The organism is Paraburkholderia sp. EB58 (genome assembly GCF_050436665.1).
Taxonomy (GTDB): Bacteria; Pseudomonadota; Gammaproteobacteria; order Burkholderiales; family Burkholderiaceae; genus Paraburkholderia.
This window is the reverse complement of sequence record NZ_JBNDMQ010000039.1, coordinates 24,628-43,959: the sequence shown is the minus strand read 5'-3', so window position 1 is coordinate 43,959 and position 19,332 is coordinate 24,628. Positions and strand designations below refer to the sequence as shown.

General features: G+C 60.1%; 18 protein-coding genes. 14 read left to right on the top strand and 4 right to left on the bottom strand.

Annotated elements, in window-relative coordinates; translation table 11 throughout:
* Positions 1-41 precede the first annotated feature (41 nt).
* From P3T40_RS37140 to P3T40_RS37120, 5 genes are all read left to right on the top strand, one after another.
* A complete protein-coding gene (locus tag P3T40_RS37140) occupies positions 42-1,313 on the top strand; it encodes an NAD(P)/FAD-dependent oxidoreductase (RefSeq protein WP_429272678.1) in 1,272 nt (423 codons plus the stop codon).
* Positions 1,314-1,330: 17 nt separating this feature from the next.
* Positions 1,331-1,651 carry a 2Fe-2S iron-sulfur cluster-binding protein gene (locus P3T40_RS37135; RefSeq protein ID WP_429272677.1) on the top strand — a complete coding sequence of 107 codons (321 nt, stop codon included), beginning with the start codon at positions 1,331-1,333 and terminating at the stop codon, positions 1,649-1,651.
* Between the two features lie 46 nt (positions 1,652-1,697).
* A complete protein-coding gene (locus P3T40_RS37130) occupies positions 1,698-1,919 on the top strand; it encodes a ferredoxin (protein WP_429272676.1) in 222 nt (73 codons plus the stop codon).
* A gap of 88 nt (positions 1,920-2,007) precedes the next feature.
* A complete protein-coding gene (locus tag P3T40_RS37125; protein WP_429272675.1) occupies positions 2,008-2,697 on the top strand; it encodes a TetR family transcriptional regulator in 690 nt (229 codons plus the stop codon).
* Between the two features lie 191 nt (positions 2,698-2,888).
* A complete protein-coding gene (locus P3T40_RS37120) occupies positions 2,889-3,887 on the top strand; it encodes a thiolase family protein (protein WP_429272674.1) in 999 nt (332 codons plus the stop codon).
* 15 nt (positions 3,888-3,902) lie between these two features.
* Here the strand turns inward: P3T40_RS37120 and P3T40_RS37115 are convergent, their stop codons facing one another.
* Positions 3,903-4,322 carry a VOC family protein gene (locus P3T40_RS37115; protein WP_429272673.1) on the bottom strand — a complete coding sequence of 140 codons (420 nt, stop codon included), beginning with the start codon at positions 4,320-4,322 and terminating at the stop codon, positions 3,903-3,905.
* 9 nt (positions 4,323-4,331) lie between these two features.
* Complete coding sequence (locus tag P3T40_RS37110) at positions 4,332-5,726, bottom strand: MmgE/PrpD family protein (protein WP_429272672.1); 1,395 nt, start codon at positions 5,724-5,726, stop codon at positions 4,332-4,334.
* A gap of 287 nt (positions 5,727-6,013) precedes the next feature.
* Here P3T40_RS37110 and P3T40_RS37105 point away from each other — a divergent pair, with 287 nt between their 5' ends.
* Genes P3T40_RS37105 through P3T40_RS37080 form a run of 6 tightly spaced genes read left to right on the top strand, consistent with a single transcriptional unit; the run spans position 6,014 to position 12,477 of the window.
* Positions 6,014-7,231 (top strand): cytochrome P450, encoded by a 1,218-nt coding sequence (locus P3T40_RS37105; RefSeq protein ID WP_429272671.1) that lies wholly within the window; start codon positions 6,014-6,016, stop codon positions 7,229-7,231.
* A 4-nt stretch (positions 7,232-7,235) separates the two neighbouring features.
* Entirely contained in the window at positions 7,236-8,165 is a 930-nt protein-coding gene (locus P3T40_RS37100; protein ID WP_429272670.1) for an alpha/beta fold hydrolase, read from the top strand.
* On the top strand, positions 8,162-9,022 hold the full coding sequence (locus P3T40_RS37095; RefSeq protein ID WP_429272669.1) for an FAS1-like dehydratase domain-containing protein: 861 nt from the start codon (positions 8,162-8,164) through the stop codon (positions 9,020-9,022). The genes P3T40_RS37100 and P3T40_RS37095 overlap by 4 nt, the downstream gene beginning before the upstream one ends.
* A gap of 29 nt (positions 9,023-9,051) precedes the next feature.
* The gene (locus P3T40_RS37090; protein WP_429272668.1) at positions 9,052-10,212 is read left to right on the top strand and encodes an acyl-CoA dehydrogenase family protein; all 1,161 of its coding nucleotides are present in this window, start codon (positions 9,052-9,054) and stop codon (positions 10,210-10,212) included.
* Positions 10,213-10,219: 7 nt separating this feature from the next.
* On the top strand, positions 10,220-11,644 hold the full coding sequence (locus tag P3T40_RS37085; RefSeq protein ID WP_429272667.1) for a spinster family MFS transporter: 1,425 nt from the start codon (positions 10,220-10,222) through the stop codon (positions 11,642-11,644).
* Positions 11,641-12,477: an HpcH/HpaI aldolase/citrate lyase family protein gene (locus tag P3T40_RS37080; protein WP_429272666.1), complete on the top strand. Its 837-nt coding sequence runs from the start codon at positions 11,641-11,643 to the stop codon at positions 12,475-12,477. The genes P3T40_RS37085 and P3T40_RS37080 overlap by 4 nt, the downstream gene beginning before the upstream one ends.
* A 100-nt stretch (positions 12,478-12,577) precedes the next feature.
* Here the strand turns inward: P3T40_RS37080 and P3T40_RS37075 are convergent, their stop codons facing one another.
* Both P3T40_RS37075 and P3T40_RS37070 read right to left on the bottom strand, forming a co-directional pair.
* Positions 12,578-13,327 carry an SDR family NAD(P)-dependent oxidoreductase gene (locus P3T40_RS37075; protein WP_429272665.1) on the bottom strand — a complete coding sequence of 250 codons (750 nt, stop codon included), beginning with the start codon at positions 13,325-13,327 and terminating at the stop codon, positions 12,578-12,580.
* Positions 13,328-13,378: 51 nt separating this feature from the next.
* On the bottom strand, positions 13,379-13,954 hold the full coding sequence (locus tag P3T40_RS37070) for a hydrolase (RefSeq protein ID WP_429272664.1): 576 nt from the start codon (positions 13,952-13,954) through the stop codon (positions 13,379-13,381).
* A gap of 281 nt (positions 13,955-14,235) precedes the next feature.
* On the opposite strand from P3T40_RS37070, the gene P3T40_RS37065 reads away from it, so the two are divergent.
* From P3T40_RS37065 to P3T40_RS37055, 3 genes are read left to right on the top strand one after another with little or no spacing between them, the layout of a single operon-like run.
* Positions 14,236-15,093 carry an NAD(P)-dependent oxidoreductase gene (locus tag P3T40_RS37065; RefSeq protein ID WP_429272663.1) on the top strand — a complete coding sequence of 286 codons (858 nt, stop codon included), beginning with the start codon at positions 14,236-14,238 and terminating at the stop codon, positions 15,091-15,093.
* Positions 15,077-17,185, top strand: coding sequence for a hydantoinase/oxoprolinase family protein (locus tag P3T40_RS37060; protein ID WP_429272662.1), 2,109 nt, complete (start codon positions 15,077-15,079; stop codon positions 17,183-17,185). The genes P3T40_RS37065 and P3T40_RS37060 overlap by 17 nt, the downstream gene beginning before the upstream one ends.
* Positions 17,182-19,332 carry a hydantoinase B/oxoprolinase family protein gene (locus P3T40_RS37055; protein ID WP_429272661.1) on the top strand — a complete coding sequence of 717 codons (2,151 nt, stop codon included), beginning with the start codon at positions 17,182-17,184 and terminating at the stop codon, positions 19,330-19,332. The genes P3T40_RS37060 and P3T40_RS37055 overlap by 4 nt, the downstream gene beginning before the upstream one ends.

The window sequence follows — 19,332 nt, the reverse complement described above, 5'->3', positions numbered from 1 at the left end:
TTAGCTGAAGGCAACAGGGTGTCGCGGATCAGAGATTGAACATGCTCAGCCAGATACAAACTGAAAGCACAATCATCGTAGGTGCCGGCCAGGCGGCCAGCGAAGCGGCGGTATCCCTGCGGCAAAAGGGATACGGCGGCCGCTTGCTCATGCTCGGCGATGAAGCCCACCCGCCTTACCAGAGACCGCCGTTATCGAAAACCTATCTGTCAGGCGAGGCTGAGCCACAAGGGCTATATCTTAAACCCGCGACCGCCTATGAAAAGCTTGCCATTGGAATCCGCACCGGTGTGCGCGCCACGCATCTCGATGCCCGTGCGCAAAGCATTACCCTCTCCGACGGGACGGTGGAACCCTACAACAAGCTGATCCTTGCAACCGGCGGCCGCCCACGGCCGCTATCGCAGGCTGCCATGATGGGCGCAAAGAAGCTCCCGTCGAACCTGCACTACCTCCGGACGATCGACGATGTGGACCACATCCGGCGGCAACTCAGTCCCAACTTCCGGCTGGCGATCATCGGGGGCGGCTATGTTGGTCTCGAGGTTGCCGCCATTGCCAGTCGCCTGCGCGTACGCGTCACGGTGCTCGAAGCACTGCCTCGCGTGCTTGCGCGGGTCACCGCGCCTGAGCTATCGGAATTCTATGAGAAAGTACACCGGGAAGCTGGCGTCGAGATTCGCACGTCTACCCAGGTAGAACGTCTGGAACTCGATCCGTCGGGCGACGCCGTAAAAGCCATTGTCTGTACAGATGGCACGGTACTGCCGACGGATCTCGTCATCGTCGGAATCGGCCTGATACCCAACGTCGAACTCGCGGAACAGGCTGGCCTTGCCATCGAAAATGGCATTGCGGTAGATGAGTCCGGCCGAACCTCCGACCCGAACATATTTGCCATTGGAGACTGTTCCAGCCGTCCCAGTGGTCTGTACAAGCGGCGCATCAGGCTTGAGTCAGTGCCAAACGCACTCGAGCAGGCGCGAGCCGTCGCTGCCGTGTTATGTGGCCAGCCGTGCCCGGCCGAATCCGCACCGTGGTTCTGGTCCGACCAATATGAGCTGAAACTGCAAATGGTGGGCCTTTCGCACGGGTACGACAGGCTGGTGCTCCGCGGGGACCCGTCGTCGCGCTCCTTCATTGCGTTTTATTTGAAGGATAGGCGAGTTATCGCAGCGGATGCTGTCAACTCGCCCGCTGCGTTCATGTTCGCAAAGCGCATTGTCGGCCGGCAGCCACTGATCGAAAACCATGAAGCGCTTGCCGACGTGATGTTGCCGCTTCAAACGCTCTTCACTGAGCAAAACTCGTAGTCCATTTTATTTACGCCATGCCCACCATCAAATTTATCGAATACAACGGCAAGGAGCATGTCGTTGACGAAGAAGTCGGCCGTTCACTGATGCAGGCCGCAGTCGACCATTGTGTGCCAGGAATCGTTGCCGATTGCGGCGGAAGTTGCAGTTGCGGAACCTGCCACTGCTTCATTGATGAGGCATGGATTGGACATCTGCCGCAGGCTCAGGAAGACGAGAAGTCTCTGGTTGACGGTTTGCTCGAAGTCACTGTCGGCAGCCGGCTTAGCTGCCAGATCAAGATAACCCCGGAACTCGATGGCATGGTCGTACGCTTGCCGAAGTCGCAGTTCTGATCACGTCGCCTTGATCAGACATGGCGAAAACTGATGGAGACATCCAATGAAAATTATCGCCGACCGCGCCAAGTGTGCTGGACACGCGCGCTGCGCCGCCGTTTCTGAAGAACTCTTCGAACTCGATGAAAGCGGGTATATCGCGTTTGACGCCAAAACCGTTCCGCCCGGCATGGAAGCATTGGCGAGGCGCGGTATACGCGCCTGCCCCGAACGTGCCCTCGCGCTGGAAGGCGATGAAACGTCAGGCGGTCACGATATGTCGTGACCGGTCGGAACGCATATAATCACAACTGACACGGATTCAGTAATTCACCGTAGTGGTTAGACAATGCGCAACATCAGGGCACAGCGACATGAAAACAACCGATCTTGGTCAGTCAACCGACCCAACGGCAAACGGGACGGAAGGCAGGAAAGCGGCGCGGCCGCGAAACCTTTATGGGCAGTCCATAGGGCGCAAGGGGGCCGAAACCCGCGAACGGCTGCTCAAGGCTACCGTCGAACTTCTGGAAAAGCGCTCGCTTCGCGACGTGAGCGTAGCGGACATCACTGCGCTTGCCGGGACATCATCGTCAGGCTTCTACATCTATTTTTCCGATGTCGCCGCAGCCGCATTGGCGGTGGCTGAAACGATCTTTCAGATCACGCCAGAAATTGAAGCCCTTCTCGGCAAGGAGTGGACGGCGAGTGATGCGAAGGCCAATGCGTATTCGCTGGTCAATTCATACGTCAACTTCACCCGGCAGCATCATGCAATCCTGCGCGTGCGCAATCTTGCAGCCGACGAGGGAGACCGTCGTTTCGAGGACGCCCGGCATAATGCGGTCGCCCGCATTCATGAGTTGCTGACTGCACGCATTGCCGCGGCCGACAACGGGCTGGATCCATCCTCTGGCGCCTCGGCGGTGCTTGCACTCATGGAACGGATTAGCGCGATCTCGAGGCTGCCTCTGAGGCGCCATCATTCGCGGCCGAAGCTGATCGCTTCGGCTGCTTTTATGGTGGCGAGCGCGCTGGCCCCCACTGATCCCACCACTACCTAGTCAACATGGAAATTCTCGAACGCCAGGCGGCGATCAGCGGGGTCGGACTGATGCTGGCAGGACGACAAACAGGCCGCAGCGCGCTTGAACTGACGCTCGATGCCATAGAAGAGGCCTTAGGCGACGCAGGCCTCGACTATGACGATATTGACGGTCTCAGCTCCTGGCCAGGCATATCGTCGACGCCCGGAATGTCGCCGGTGACGCTGCGCGAAGTCAAGGAATCGCTGGACCTCAAGTTGAACTGGTTTGCAGCCTCTCCCGAAGCGCCGGGCCAGCTCAGCGCGGTCATGAATGCTGCCATGGCCGTCGCCACTGGCCAGGCCCGTCACGTTATCTGCTTCCGGACACTTAACCAGTACTCCGAGCAGGTCAAGGCGCGTGGCCGGAAAACACCCGACGTCGCGCCAGCTGCCCGCGTCGACGGCCTGATGTCATGGATCCGGCCTTTCAATGGCCTCTCTGCAGCACATCCACTCGCTCTTGTTGCCATGCGTCACATGCACGAGTACGGCACGACGCGAGAGCAACTCGGCGCCATTGCCGTCAATGGTCGCCGCAACGCAATGCTCAATCCGCGGGCGCTCTACCGGGACCCAATGAGTCTCGAAGACTATCTGGCCGCGAGAATGATCACCGAACCGCTCTGCCTTTACGACTGCGATGCACCGATCGACGGTGCAACGGTCGTCATTGTTTCAAGGCTCGATGCGGCCCGGACATTGCGCAAACCGCCACTGCAGATCGAGGCGATGAGTGGCGCTTTTTATGGACGCAACTCCTGGGACCAGTTCGGGGATCTGACGTCCATGGCAGCGAATGACGCCGGCCGACAATTATGGACACGTACCGCCCTCAAACCAGCGGACGTGCAGGTCGCCAATCTGTACGATGGGTTCAGCATTCTGACGCTGATCTGGCTTGAGGCACTCGGATTCTGCGGCAAGGGAGAAAGCGGTGCTTATGTCGAAGGCGCCCTGCGCATTGCGCGCGACGGCGAACTGCCGCTTAACACCGGCGGAGGCCAACTTTCCGCTGGCCGGCTGCACGGCTTCGGCCTGCTGTGGGAGACCTGTATTCAGCTCTGGGGAGAAGGCGGAGACAGACAGGTTGCCGGCAACCCTGAGGTGGGACTCGCTGCGGCCGGAGGGGGCCCTCTGGCCGGTTGCCTGCTGCTGACCCGGTATTAAGAATGCTGCGTCTTGCTACATTGCTTGTAAGACGCTCTCTGCCGGCGCCTTTGGATTCCAGACCACCTCCCAAGGATTGCGGTCGGGATCGGTGAAATAGAAGCTGTACAAGCCACCATCGCGAAACCGTGCTGGATTGGTTACCATTCCACCGGCTGCCGTGACCTCCTTTAGCGCGCCATCTACCTCGCCCTGCGAAGCGACATTCACTACGCAGACGATGCCGAACAACCCTGAACCTTCTGCAAGCCCCCCCTCCTCGGCAACGTAGTGTCGATCAATCATCGTCACTAGAACGTCACCAGCAAGATATTTTACCGAGGTGCGGCTCTGGCCACTTCCCCAAGGCTCCCATTTGAGCCCCTGCTCGTAGAAGAGCCGCGTTCTAGCGAGATCATCGACCGCAAGCATGACCATGGAAAGAGCCTGTCGCATATGACACTCCTATTTTTTTGATGAAATAACATGACTGCCAATGCAATGAATTCTTTGGTGCAGCGAAACGACAAGCTCGGAGACATCTTTCAGCGCCTCCAGGGCGTCGACCTTCTCCACTATCTGTTCGATTTGTTCCGGTGGAAGGAGTCCTTCGGTCAGGTCATAGAATTTGCGCTTTAACTCTGCATCTGATGCAGGACATTCCGGCAGCCCACGAGGCGCTCTCTGGTAGTAGCTATATTGCCTGCCATCGCGAAGAACGACCTCCACCTTCGCCCCGAGTGGATGCGCCCCGTTTTCTATCGCCATGGGATAGGGATGAACTTTCTCCGCCTGGCCAAGCAGTTCCGCATCTCCCCACATGCCCGGATCCAGGTACAACTGCAGATCATTGCTTCGCTTGACAAGACGCAGCGCGAGGCTGAACGCCAGACTGAACTGTGCACTGATGCAATCTGTCGGTCGCGTAATAGCCGCGCCATGCGGAATCGCCCAATCGGCCAGGCCCACATTGATCGCTGTCACGTCGGATGCTATGAACTCCCCAGTCACCATGATTTGAGTGAGGGCGTTAAGGGCCGCATGCGCCGTGCCGACAGCCGGATAAAGCTTGAACATCGTATCCAGAATGTGAAAGTGCCCAGTCCAGAAGCGCTCGATGTCGGGTGGACTACCATCGCCAAACAGCCGATAAATGCCTCGCTTGCCTTCGAAGACCGTCGCTGGTCCCGTCATGCCGTATTGCGCAAGCAGTGCAGCCTGTACGCCACTGCGAGATGCTGATCCTGCATGCAGCCGTTTGACCTCTCCGCCGCTCTGGTCATACTCCATCGTTCCGGAGGCGTCGCTTGCAGCAATGCTCAGCGCATGCGCTGTCTGCTCGATGTCTAGCCTGAGCAAACTGGCCGCCGCGCCTGCCGCCCCGAAGACGCCGCCGACCTTCGTTCCGTGCCACCCTAGCACAAGGGTGCTGCCGTGGATCGGCCCGATCGAGGCGGCCTGCGCCTGATAGCCCGCGACAACGGCGGTAATCAGTTCGCGCCCACTCGCGCGCACCCGTTCCGCAAGCGCCAGTGCCGCAGGAATCACGCACACACCTGGATGACCACAGTGGAAATGGCTATCGTCGAACTCGCAGCTATGACCGAATGTACCGTTCACATACGCGGCGTAAGCCGCTGATGTTTTCCAGCCGTAAAATCCAACCGTCGCCTCAGCGGTACCCCCCATCGCTTCTACCAATCGCCGTACGGGCTGCACCTGAGGCAGGGTGGCGCCCCTGATCTGAACGCCGAGATGGTCCAGAATGCATTGCTTCGCCAGTCTGACGACTTCCGGCGACAGATCCTCGTACTTCAGTTCGACGATCCACTTCCCTAACCTGCTTGCGATCACGTCCATTCTGGCTCATCTTCTAAAGTAAGACTTCGTAGTCACGCCCGCGCTCCCCGCTCCGGGATACGCTGACCCAGCGATTGAAAACTGTCTATTCGTCATTTTCTTGGATACTACCCGATACCCATGTACGTCGTCCAGCTCACGATTAGTCCAGTAAAGCCATCAATTCAAGACTGCTTCAGATTTATTTAGTTGACGATACGTCATCTATTTGGGAGAATCCCAGCACGACTTGGCGACAGGATTGTCCGCCACGAACAACTACACCTTGAGACACTGGAGGATCAGCAATGCACGCGTCGCCGGCATCTGGAGACACGAAATCGCACCTGCAGGAGATACCGGATCATGTTCCGTCCGAGCTTGTGCACGCGTTCGATTTCCGCACGGGACTTGGGAATTACCCGCACTCGACCGTAGCCGAGTTGCACAACGGCCCCCGGATTTTCTATTCACCCACGCATCACAACGCGATTCCGGGTCCAGGAACCTGGGTGCCTACCCGGGCAGAAGATATCCGCGCGGTGCTTCAGGATGCGGCCACCTTCTCGAGCGCGGTTTCCCGCTCGAACTCGTCGCTGAGACTGATACCTCTCGAAATGGATCCTCCCGAGCATCCGAAATTTCGGGCCATCATGAACCCGATCTTTTCCCCAGCACGAATGAAGGCATTAGAGGAGAAGGTTCGCAGCAGGGCAAAATCGCTCGTTGCGGCATGCGGCGCAAAGGGCGCCTGCGATTTCGTGGAAGACTTCGCCAAACCCTTTCCTGTCGGGATCTTCCTTGACATCATGGGTCTTCCGGCCGACAACATGACGCGATTCCTTGAGTGGGAAGCGCTGATCATGAGGGACAAATTCACGCGCGCCGGTGCCATGCAGCAGGTCGCGGCCTATCTGCAGGAACTCGTCGAAGCCCGTCGCAAGTCCCCCACGGATGATCTCATTAGCTTTGCCGTGACCGCCAAGGTCGACGGCCGGCCCTTGAGTGACGCAGAGGTCACCGGTATGTGCGTCCTGCTCTTTATCGCCGGGCTCGACACAGTCACGAGCAGCTTCGCGTTTCATTTTCGGCATCTTGCCGAAAATCCTGCCGACCAGGATAGTCTGCGCCATGATTTCACACTGATCCCCACTGCCGTAGAAGAGCTCTTTCGCGCCTACGCCGTTGTCAACACCAATCGTTATGCAACGCGCGATGTCGAACTGGGCGGAGTATTGATCAAGAAGGGGGACAACGTAACGTGTTCGACCATACTTGCATCGCGAGATCCGCGGGAGTTCGAGGACCCCAATAAAGTCCTTCTCACGCGCAGCCCCAATCCGCATAACGCCTTTTCGTATGGATCGCATCGTTGCATCGGTTCCCATCTTGCGCGGCGCGAAATCATCACCGGCATGGAAGAATGGCTGACGCAGGTGCCCCCGTTCCACATCAAGCCCGGCGCAGAGATCGTCACCCATGGCGGTGGCGTATTCAGCATGGAGTCATTGCCACTCGTCTGGTGACCCCATGCGGACCGACACTGAATCCACGGACGCGAAAGAACAGAGCGTGCCCATGAGCCGCGAAATGACGATCGGCTTTCATCGGTTTGCAGGAAGAGCGGGCTTGCCTCTGGCAGCAGACGTCGGCGGGAACGCAAGCGGACTTTGCATCGTCCTTTCGCCCGGTGGCGGCCAGACGCGCCACGCATGGCGACGCCTGGCAAAACATCTGGTTTCCCAGGGACATCGCGTCATCTCACTCGACCTGCGAGGACACGGCGAGAGCGCGTGGGCTGCCGACGGAGACTACTCGATCGAAGCATTCGTAGATGACCTCCTGGCCGTGCTCGCGACGCAACACGGGCCACTCGTTCTGATCGGTGCATCGATCGGCGGAATCGCCTCGTTACTCGCCGTCGCAAGGCATCCTTCGGATCTCATTCGTGGACTGGTGCTGGTTGATGTGGTGCCGAACATGCGGACGTCGGGACTTGAGCGCATTCGCGGATTCATGAGCGCAGGCGAAGCAGGATTTGCAGATATCGACGAAGCGGCCGATGCAGTCGCGCGTTATCTGCCTGACCGTCCGCGGCCGGCTTCGAGTGCGAGTCTCGCAAAGAACCTTCGGCGTGGCGAAAACGGCAGATGGTATTGGCATTGGGATCCCGCATTCCACGCTGGGTCCAGGCAGCGGAGTGAAGAAGGCATGTTGGCAAAAATGGAGTCGGCCGCGACCTCGATTTCTGTCCCCACACTGCTCGTTAGCGGCGCCCGCAGCGAGGTCGTCGATACAGCCGGCGCGACGCGATTGCTCCAGTTGATCCCTCACGCACAGTGGGTCAACGTTCAGGATGCCGCTCACATGGTCGCTGGTGATCAAAACGACGTTTTCGACGCCGAAATCGACGCTTTCGTCAGGCGGGTATCAGAAAACCATGGAGATGCGCAGCCGTGACGACGATCGACATCGAACACCTGCGAACCTGGGTGGGCCGACACGAAACCCGCAGCGAGGTGATCGCCCCCGTGCCTGCAACGCTGCTCGCCGCAACCCTCGACCGCCCCGACGTATCGACCGGGGCAGGCGACCCGCTGCCTCCACTGTTTCAATGGTTATATTTCCTCCCGGTCTGCCCGCAGTCACAGATTGACACTGACGGCCATCCGGTCCGGGGTGGCCTGCTACCCCCCGTGCCGCTTCCGCGCCGCATGTGGGCAGCAAGCACGATCGATTTCAGGTACGCACTGGCAATCGGCGATACGGTCATGCGTCGTACTGAGGTATCTGCGGTCAACCTCAAGGACGGTCGCAGCGGTCCGCTTGTCTTCGTGACACTGCGCACGTCCCACACCGACAGTCAGGGGCGTGAAGCAATAGCGGAAAGCCAGGAACTGGTGTACCGGCATCAGCCGGCGCCCGAGGATCTACCGGTGCCCCCAAAAGCCGCTCCTTGCGACGAAAGTTGGTCACGCACCGTGATTCCGGATCCGGTGCTGCTGTTCCGATACTCGGCCCTGACCTTCAACAGCCATCGGATCCACTACGACGTCGACTATGCGCGCAAGACTGAACAGTACCCCGCTCTGGTGGTTCACGGACCACTCTCGATCACGCTTCTTCTGGACCAGCTGCAGCGCGAGTTGCCTGAAAGAAGAGTCACCCATCTGGCTTTTCGCGCCGTGAACCCGCTCTTTGAAGGAATGGCATTCGACCTGTGCGGACGACCTGCACCAGATGGAAAGACAGTCAGACTCTGGACCCGGGACGCGCATGGTGCCCTGTGCACCGATGCAATCGCGCGAGTCGAATAACCCCTTAACTTGAAGAGGATGGTCTCCCCGTGCATGACGACAGTGATGAATTTCAGGAGATTCGCGATGGTGTGCGCTCGCTGTGCGCCGGATTTCCGGATGACTATTTCCGCAAGATCGACGAACAGCGCGGCTACCCGGAGGCGTTTGTTAACGCGCTAATTGGCGCGGGGTGGCTCTCGGCCATGATTCCCGAACAGTACGGCGGGTCAGGACTTGGGCTTGTCGCGGCGACCGTGATCATGGAGGAGATCAACCGCTGCGGCGGAAACGCGGGCGCCGTGCATGGGCAGATGTATAACATGAGCACCCTGTTGCGCAATGGATCGCCTGAACAGAAAGCACGCTATTTACCTCGTATTGCCTCTGGCGAACTGCGCATCCAGTCGATGGCCGTGACGGAGCCCACCACCGGCACGGACACCACGCAGCTCAAGACCACCGCCACCCGACGCGACGGCCGCTACGTCATCAACGGCCAGAAGGTCTGGATCTCGCGGGTCCAGCACTCCGACCTCATGATTCTGCTTGCGCGTACGACGCCGCTCGCAGAGGTCAAAAAGAAATCCGAAGGCATGTCCATCTTCATCGTCGATCTCCGCGACGCAATCGGCAAAGGTCTGACCGTTCGGCCGATCCTCAACATGGTCAATCATGAAACCAATGAACTCTTCTTCGATAACCTCGAAATTCCTGAAGAGAATCTGATCGGGGAGGAAGGCAAGGGATTTCGTTACATACTCGATGGCCTCAACGCGGAACGCACACTGATTGCGGCCGAGTGTATTGGTGACGGCCGGTGGTTCGTCGAACGCGCCACCCGCTACGCCAACGAACGTGTTGTTTTCGGCCGCCCGATCGGCCAGAACCAGGGCGTGCAGTTTCCAATCGCTCAGGCGTATATCGATGTCGAAAGTGCTGACCTCATGCGTTTCAAGGCAGCAAAGCGCTTCGACGCGCACCTGCCCTGCGGAGCCGAAGCCAACATGGCCAAATATCTGGCCGCAAAAGCCTCATGGGAAGCCGCCAATGTCTGCCTCCAGACTCATGGAGGATACGGCTTCGCCTGCGAATACGATGTCGAGCGTAAATTCCGCGAAACCCGTTTATACCAGGTTGCTCCGATTTCGACCAACCTGATATTCAGCTACGTGGCCGAGCACATTCTAGATTTGCCGCGATCCTTCTGAGGAACCTATGGACGCCCATGACCCATCCGTCGTGCTACCGGACCCCGCACGCGGGCAGCCCTTGTTGGCAGGGGTGGTCGCTTCTCCGTCTCCGTCTGACGGAGCGACTTCGCAATGGGGAAGTGCGAGGCGCGCATTTGTCCTGACGCTCCTTTGCATCGTCGCAGCGGTCAACCTTGCAGACCGGCAACTGATTACGATCCTGCTTACACCCATCAAGCGCGAATTCAATGTCAGCGATACCAGCATGGGGCTATTGACCGGAATGGCGTTCGCAGCGGTCTACGTCACAGCAGCACTGCCGATCGCCTATTGGTCCGATCGAGGCTCGCGCCGAACGATTATTGCTGCGTCAACGGGCATCTGGAGCCTGATGACCATGTTGTGTGGTCTGACCCAATCGTTTGCAGAACTAGCGATTGCCCGCATGGGTGTCGCTTTTGGTGAAGCGGGCTGTAACCCCCCATCACATTCGATCATTGCTGATCTGTACAGCCGCCGCAATCGCGCCAAGGCGATTGGCTTTTACAACGCCTCTGCGTCGATTGGCGTCGGTCTCGGGCTTTTCGCCGGCGGCGCACTCATTGCACATTTCGGATGGCGTATGGTGTTTGTGCTGGTCGGCGCGCCGGGTCTGCTGCTCGCGCTGTTCATCCGTCTCGCAGTACCGGAGCCGCCCCGGGGCCTGTCCGATCCGAATTTGATGATGGAACCCGCGTTGCCACTCCTCGAAACGCTCAGATGGCTGAGCAGACTTCGCGCCTTTCGTCTCCTCGCGCTCTCCGCAATGGCATGCGCGATTGTCAACTACGGCGTGCAGTCATGGGCAGCAACGTTTTTTCTGCGGGTACATGGTGTCGCAGCTAGCGAGATTGGCGCGAAGCTTGGCACCGCATCGGCAATCGGCCTCCTGGTAGGCACCATCAGCTCGGGAATCGTAGCGGACCAGCTGTCCCGAAGGGACCTCCGCTGGCACATGCGCATCGCCGCAGCAGGGATGGTGCTGGCAATCCCGTTCGGCGTTGCATTTCTGCTGACATCCAATCGCAATCTTGCATTCACCATGTATGGACTCGCGATCGGACTGCTGTCGGTCTGGGCAACGCCAATCCACGCGCTCACGCAAACCGTAGCGAAACCACGGATGCGTGCGCTGGCCGCCGCCATTGTGTCATTCTTTCTGAACGTGTTGGGGTACGGCTTGGGGCCGCTCGTGGTCGGTATCTTGAACGATCGACTGCAGCCCCGGTTCGGCAACGAATCCATTCGGTATTCCCTGCTTATCCTGCTCGCAAGCGCGATCGGCTCAGCAATCGTATGCGTGTCCACCAACCGGACACTTCTTGCCGACTATGCGCGCACCCAGTCACCGCTTGCATCGCCTGAAGTGCCACCGGCTAACGCATCGCTCGAAGAGGAATCGGCCGGATGAAACCCGCCACAGCAACGGACGCCAGTCGGGCGCGCTCCTACCTTTTTGTGCCCGGTGACCGGCCCGACCGCTTCAAAAAAGCGTTCGACACAGGTGCCGATGCAGTCATCCTTGATCTGGAGGACGCCGTTTCGGCGGGTAACAAATCGGCCGCACGCGACGCCGTCGACAACTTTGTTACGCCCGATAGTCACACTATTGTCAGGATCAACGCGCTTGATACGAAGTGGGCAGCATCAGATCTCGAGCTGTGTCAGCGTCCAGGCATTGTCGGCCTGATGCTTCCCAAAACGGAGAGCGTCGACGATGTGGCCGCTGTCGCCGCAAAGATCGGGGATCATGTGGCGATATTCGCCCTGATCGAAACCGCGCAAGGCATGGCGAATGTTCATGCAGTGTCACAGGCCGCAGCCACTAGACGCCTTATGTTCGGCACCATTGACTTTCAGCTCGACCTGGGAATTGGCGGAGACGACGCGGAACTGCTGCACTTCCGGTCCATGCTCGTGCTCGCTTCGCGCTGTGCAAGCCTTCCCCCACCGTGCGACGGCGTCACCGCGTCAATCGATGACGGTACCGCAGTAGCGAAGGATGCGCGGCGCAGTCAGCGGCTTGGCTTCGGCGCCAAGTTGTGCATTCATCCGCGGCAAATCCCACTGGTCAACAGGGCGTTTACTCCGGACGCTGATGCATGCAACTGGGCGAGGCGCGTGCTTGACGCGTCGGCCCGTGCTGGAGGATCAGCGATCGCGCTCGACGGGAAAATGGTCGATCGGCCTGTCGTGGAGCGAGCGCAGCGGATCATCGACGCCGCATCCAACCAAAAATCGTGAGTCATGCATTGGTTCAACCGCATTTGCCTGACCCCGGCGCCGCAGGCATGCAGGCGGTCGCCGGGATTCCCGAGAACCACCTGCATGCTGTGGCAACCTGTCAGGACAACAGCACGCCACCGTCAACCACGATTTCGCTTCCCGTAATGAACGAGGCGTCTGGTGAAAGCAGGAACGACACAGCCTTGGCGATCTCAACCGGCTCGCCCATTCTCTTCATGGCGGTCAGCGCCGCAATGGGATCAGTCTGCTCCTTCGCGCCCCGGGTCAGCGGCGTCAGAATGGGACCCGGTGAAACGGCGTTCACGCGCACGCCCCGAGTCGCATATTCGATTGCGACAGATCGGGTCAAGCCGAGTACGGCGTGCTTGCTCGCAGTATAGGCGTCCAGCCGACGCAGTCCGAGATGCGCATAGATGGAAGCGATATTCACGATCGCACCCCCGCCCGCCATTTCAATTGCCGGCAGTTGGAATTTCATCCCGAAGAACACCCCGTCGAGATTGACACCCATCACTTTGCGCCACTCATCGGCGTCAATGCTTTCCAGCGCATCGAACCGACCGCTAATACCGGCATTGTTCACTGCATAGTGCAACGCGCCGAAAACCTCCCTGGCTCTTTCGACCACCGCCTGGCTCTGCTCGAGCACCGACACGTCTGCACACATTGCGACCGCCTCGCGGCCCTGCTCACGGATTGAGTGAGCGACCGAGTCAGCGTTGGCGCCATTGACATCAACGACCAGCACGCGTGCGCCGTTCAGCGCCAGGTCATGCGCCACCGCCTCGCCGATACCCCCTCCGGCTCCCGTCACTACAGCGACCTTTCCCTCAAAGCTTGTTGGCATCATGTCTCCTTCCAGTTGTTCTGTTACCGATATGGCGACAACAGCGGTGCGTCAACGCAACGCGGCGATGATCTCCTCGGTGCTGCGCACAGTCCCGATCATGGGAAAGATGGTCTGCGCGGCGAACTCGTGCATTCCCGCAGCCACGCTACTGATTGCGTCTTCCGCAAACACGAGCTGGTATCCCAGCTCGTAGGCCGTTCGTGCCGTTGACTCCACACCCATATTGGTCGCGATTCCGGACAGTACCACTGTCTTTATCCCACGGCGACGTAGTTGCAGGTCCAGTTCTGTGCCATGAAACGCATTCCACTGGCGCTTCGTAATCACGATGTCGTTCGGCGCCACGCCGAGCTCTCCTGACAGATCGGCCCAGTCTGCGGGCAATCCGCCTGGTGGCATCGGCAGAGGCCGGTCCACCGTCTGCTTGAGCGCATCAGCAAAATCCGTGGCCCACGTCACCCGGGTGAATGCGACCGGCGCACCAATCTTCCGGAAACTTTGGGCCAGGCGCACAGTATTCTCGAGTACAGCGTTCGCCGAATGAGGCACAAACGGCACGCGCAGGATGCCTTCCTGAAAGTCCACTGCGACAAGCGCCGCATTCTCGACTACGAATTGCTCCACGATCACCTCGACAAAGAAGTCCTACCGGTTCAGGGAAAGAAAGTCGCTTGACTGCCCAAGCCAATCGGACAGCCGACAGTTCTCTATAACAACTGATGCATCGTCAGTTTAATATAGGTGCTTCCCACAATCTACAATTTTTACTTTTACCAGCATATTACCGCATGATATACCAATGAAAGCGATGGAACCGGAAGTTACGATAACAGAGTGATCATCATTTCTTAGAGGTGCCTTGGCGACAAGGCTAATCGGCGTCGCAATCCCAACGGAGGCAGAAGATGGCACTAAACGTAGGTTTCGTAGGTCTTGGCAACATGGGCGAAGGCATGGCTTCGAACCTTGTGAAAGCGGGGTTTGCGCTGACCGTGCGAGACATAAGGCCTGAGCCCGTCCAACGGCTGGTCGCACTCGGGGCGACTGTCGCATCAAGCAACTACGAGCTGGCAACCCGCTCCAACCTGGTGTGCGTCGCGCTGTTCGACGAGGCACAGGTCCGGTCGGCCTTCTTGCCTGACGGCGACGACCGGGGATTGCTTGCAGGCCTCGCTCGCGGCAGCGTCGTAGCCATTCACAGCACAGTCGCGCCCCGATTGACCAGACAGCTCGCGCAACAGGCCGCCGAACACGGAGTTGCAATTCTTGACGTCCCTATGACGGGTGGTGGCGATACCGCGGCCCGCGCTGGCAAACTAACCTTCTTCGTCGGCGCAGACAAGGCAGCCTTCGAACTGGCGCAACCAGCGCTCGCGGCAATGTCTCAGCATCTGTTCCATGTCGGCGGCGTGGGCACCGGATCGACAACCAAGATTCTGAGCAACTTCATGGCCATCTCCAACGTGCTGCTGGTTCGCGAGGCGCTTCGTCTTGCCCGGGCAGCTGGCATTGATGAGGAGGACTGGCTGTCGATAATCAATGCAGGGGGCGTCGGGTCAAGCTGGGTGAGCAACAACTGGGCGCGCATCCGCGAACAGGAAGACCACTACACAACCGGGCGCTCGGGCATGGTAGCCATGTCGAGCAAGGACATGCACCTCGCGCAGGATCTGGCGCGTGAGTTCGCCATCCCAACACCCACGCTTGACCATCTCGTCGAGCATGCGCTGCCGGAGCTGGGAAGCCATGGCCTTACACGCTAACCCGCACATGAGTAGCGCCGGCGGAACGGCAGCCGGGAAACTTTGCATCGGCGTGGACGTCGGCGGAACCTTTACCGACATTGTATTGTCGGACGGCCAGGGAGTCTGGCGAGCAAAGGCACCTTCCACGACAGGGGCACTTGGCGACGGCGTCATCGAAGCCTGCCGCCTCGTCGCACAGCGCGCCGGCCTCGGCATCGAGGAGATGTTGTCCCGGGTAGAACGCTTCGGGCTGGGTACGACCGCTGTCACGAACGATATTGCGTCGCGCACCGGGCGCAAGGTTGGGCTCGTTACCACGCGCGGGTTCGAGGATCTTGTGCCGCTGGCACGGGTGCGTCGCGTGCCGCGTAATGGCTGGCTGGTGCCACCGGATGCGCTGATCGAACGCGACTGGATTGTGGGCGTTGACGAGCGTATCGACTGCGACGGGGACGTGCTTCAGCCGCTCGACGCCGAGCAGGCAGTCGACGCGGCAAAACATCTGCGCGAGCGTTTCGGGATTGAGGCATTGGTCGTGTCGCTTCTCTGGTCGTGCGTCAACCGGGAGCATGAAAGCGCGGCCGTCACGCGCATCCGCGAGGTGCTGCCCGACCTTCCAGTGCTTTCGGGGGCCGAACTCTACCCTGTAGCGCGGGAATACGAACGAACCACGTTTGCGCTGCTGAACGCCTACACCTCCGGTTCGCTTGGCGGGATCGACGAACTCGTCGACGAACTGGCACGGCTCGGACTGCCGCAGCCGCCACTACTTGTCCATTCCGGTGGCGGCTCCATCACAGTCAGTGAAGGCCGCAGCATGCCAGCCATGCTGGCAGAGTCGGGACCCGCTGCAGGCGTGGTCGGGGCACTCGCCGTGTGCCGGGCCGCTGGTGTCGAGGACGCGGTCGCTTGCGATATGGGCGGCACTTCGTTCGACATGGCGATCGTGCGTCGCGGCGAACCGATGCGACGAACCCGCGGCGAACTGATGGGCATCTGGACCGCGATGCCGATGGTGGACATCGAGTCCGTCACGGCGGGCGGCGGCTCGCTTGCATGGGTAGACGCCCTCGGATTGTTACGGGTCGGACCCCGATCGGCAGGTGCCTACCCCGGCCCAGCGTGCTACGGCCGCGGCGGTATCGAGCCCACTGTGACCGACGCACTGGTCGTGTTGGGTTATATCGACCCATCAAGGTTTCTTGGCGGCGACATGGCACTCGATCCCGCCGCTGCTTCGACGGCTTGCGAACGCATGGGGCAGCTAGTCGGTTCAGATGCGAAGCAAGCCGCATGGGGCATCCAGGAAATCGCCAAGGTAGAAATGGTGCGCGCACTCAGAGCCCAGTTTGCGCAGCGCGGGCTCGATCCGGCGGCACACGCGATCGTGAGCATGGGCGGCTGTGGTGGCCTGTTCAATGCTCTGATCGCCCAGGAGCTTGGAATACAACGCGTGCTGATACCGGAGCTGACGTCCGTCCTGTCAGCCTTTGGCGCGGCCAATGCCGACATCCGGCGCGAACGCAGCGTCAGCATGAATCTGTGCCTGCCATGCGACGCGCAACAGGTCGAAGTGAAGATGTCCGAGCTGGCCTTTAACATACACGCCGATCTCGCGGCCGATGGCATCGCCGAATGCGACCGCTCCCTGATGTTCGAGGCTGATCTGCGTTTCATGAGGCAACAGTCGGAACTGAATGTGGCCTGCGTGGATGGGTTTAGCCCCCTGCAGCAGGAACGCATCATCGAGGATTTCAAGGCTGAATATGGCAGGCGCTATGGTCAGGGAGCGTTGATCAGCGGCACACCCGTCGAATTGGTGGCGCTGCGAGCGATCGGGTACGGCCGCACGGTGCGCGCGGGGCTCGCAGCCGATCTTCGCGACGGCGAGTCACGCCCGCCCTCGGTTGTCAGCAACCGCACCGTGTACGTCGGCAAACACGGATCTGACCTCCACGTACCGGTATTCGATGGTGCTGACCTGCTACCTGGTCAGGCACTGACTGGACCTGCACTGATCGATAGCCGCGACACCACAATCTGGATTCCCGCCAATGTGCGCGCGACAGTCGATAAGCACCGCACGATTACCCTGGAGATACCGAGATGAACCGGAAATCAGACGCGGACTTCGACGCGATCGCACTCGAGGTTTTCCGCAGCCGGCTGCAAGCCGTGGCCGAAGAAGGCGCCGTGACTATCGAGCGCACCGCCTGCTCCCCGACAATCTCGGAGTCGCGTGACTGTTCGTGCTCCGTGCTGAACGCGGCGGGCGATCTCATCGCCGGCGGAGGTGCGGTGGCGCATCATTTCGGCGCGTGCAGCCACGCGGTGCGCTGCACGCTGGCGTTGCACGGCGCCAACATTTCGCCCGGCGACGTGTTTATTGCCAACGATCCGCATAACGGCGGCGGCCTTCATTACATGGACGTGGTCGTCCAGCGCCCGATATTTCATGATGGCGTGTTGATTGCCTGGGTGGCGAACTCCGGCCACATGATCGATGTCGGCGGTATGACTTTCGGATCCTGGTCGCCGGCTGCCACCGAGTGCTTCCAGGAGGCACTCCGTCTTCCTCCCGTGAGGCTTTTCCGCCAGGGCGCGGAGGAACAGGACATATGGGCGATCCTGCGCAACAATGTGCGGGTACCCTCGCTGGTCGAGATGGATATTCGAAGCCTCGTGGCCGGCTGCCAGGTGGTGCACGACAAACTCGCGGCCATTGCGCAAACGATCGGTGCGGAACTGTTCACGGCCAGCGTGCGGTCATTGCGAGACATCGTCTCGCGAGAACTCAGGCGGCGCATCTCACTACTGGAAAACGGTGTGTATCGCCTCGTCACCTGGACCGAGTGGGGCGATGAGCGCTATCGGGTTCCCTGCACCCTGACGATACTGGACGAAAAGCTGGTTTTCGACTTCGAAGGTGCCGCCCCACAGTGCAAGCACTTTTTCAACTCAAAGCCTCACGTAATTCAGTCAATTGTCACGAGCGACGTCACGGACGTGTTCGCTCACGATCTGCCTCTGTCCGCAGCCATGTTCGACGCGATCGAGGTCCGTTGCCCACCCGGTACGGTAGTGAACTCCGCGCCTCCGGCACCCACTGCATCGGCCCATTTCGACGTCGCGCTCAACGCCAGCATGGCCGCTCATCAATGCCTGATGATGGCTGTTGCTATATCGGGCGCACAAGCGCCCGGGCAGCACCTGCTCTCCGGACCGGTCGCGCCGTCGTGCATGGGCCTGCACACATGGGCCTACAACACCGCCACCGGGGGGCAGGACGGCTGGCTCATGATTGAAGGTGCGATGGCGGGCGGATCGGCAGGACATGACCGCGACGGCTACGACCTGTTCAGTTTTATGGTGGCCCGTAAAGCCATCATCGAATCCGTCGATATCGAATCGTTCGAGTCGCGCTACCCGGCACTGGTTCTCGAGAAGCGGCCGCGCGCCGGTGCCGAAGGTGCGGGTCGATATCGCGCCGGCGCTGGCTGTCAGATGAGTTACAGGCCGCACAAAACGGCATCTTGGACGGGCGTCATGCTCGGCATGCGCGAGCGCCTGCCACTGTCCGGCTTCGCAGGCGGACTACCCGGAGCCAATACGCGCTTCACTCTCCATCGCGCCAACGGCCAGGTCGAGGCGGTCTCGGGTCATGCCGATGCCCTGACTCTGCGGGACGACGAGTGGTTCGAATTCCACCTTGGCTGCGGCGGCGGATTTGGCGACCCACTCGAACGGGACGCCGACGCAGTGGCGCGCGATGTCCGGCAGTCACGCATCAGCATCGCCGAAGCTGCATCGGTCTATGGGGTCGTTCTGGATGAGTCGGCGTTCCTGCCTGATTGCGAAGCGACACACGCGTGCCGCAAGCGGATGCTGAAGGAGCGGTTGGCGCGAGCCCATCCCGCGACAATTCCCCTTACCGGACATGCGCCAATCGTATCGCCCAAGCGCGGTCAGGGACGTCTGCTGTACCCTGGCGTCGAGCATCATGCTGGCATCGCCTACGCGGTCAACAGCGGCGCGCCACTCGCCGTCGCACCCGACGCCTGGACCAACGGATGCCCGAGACTCGAGGCGCAGCAAGAAGGCGGAGTGGTACTTTGCCAGTATCTCGATCCGATCACGGGCACCATCCTCATAGCGGACGCCCGGCTGGATGGGGAGCCATGCACGATCGAGGCACGGCCGCAGCATTGGATCGATTCGGTGAATGAGCAAGCGCCGTCTGAAGCGTCGTACGGCTAG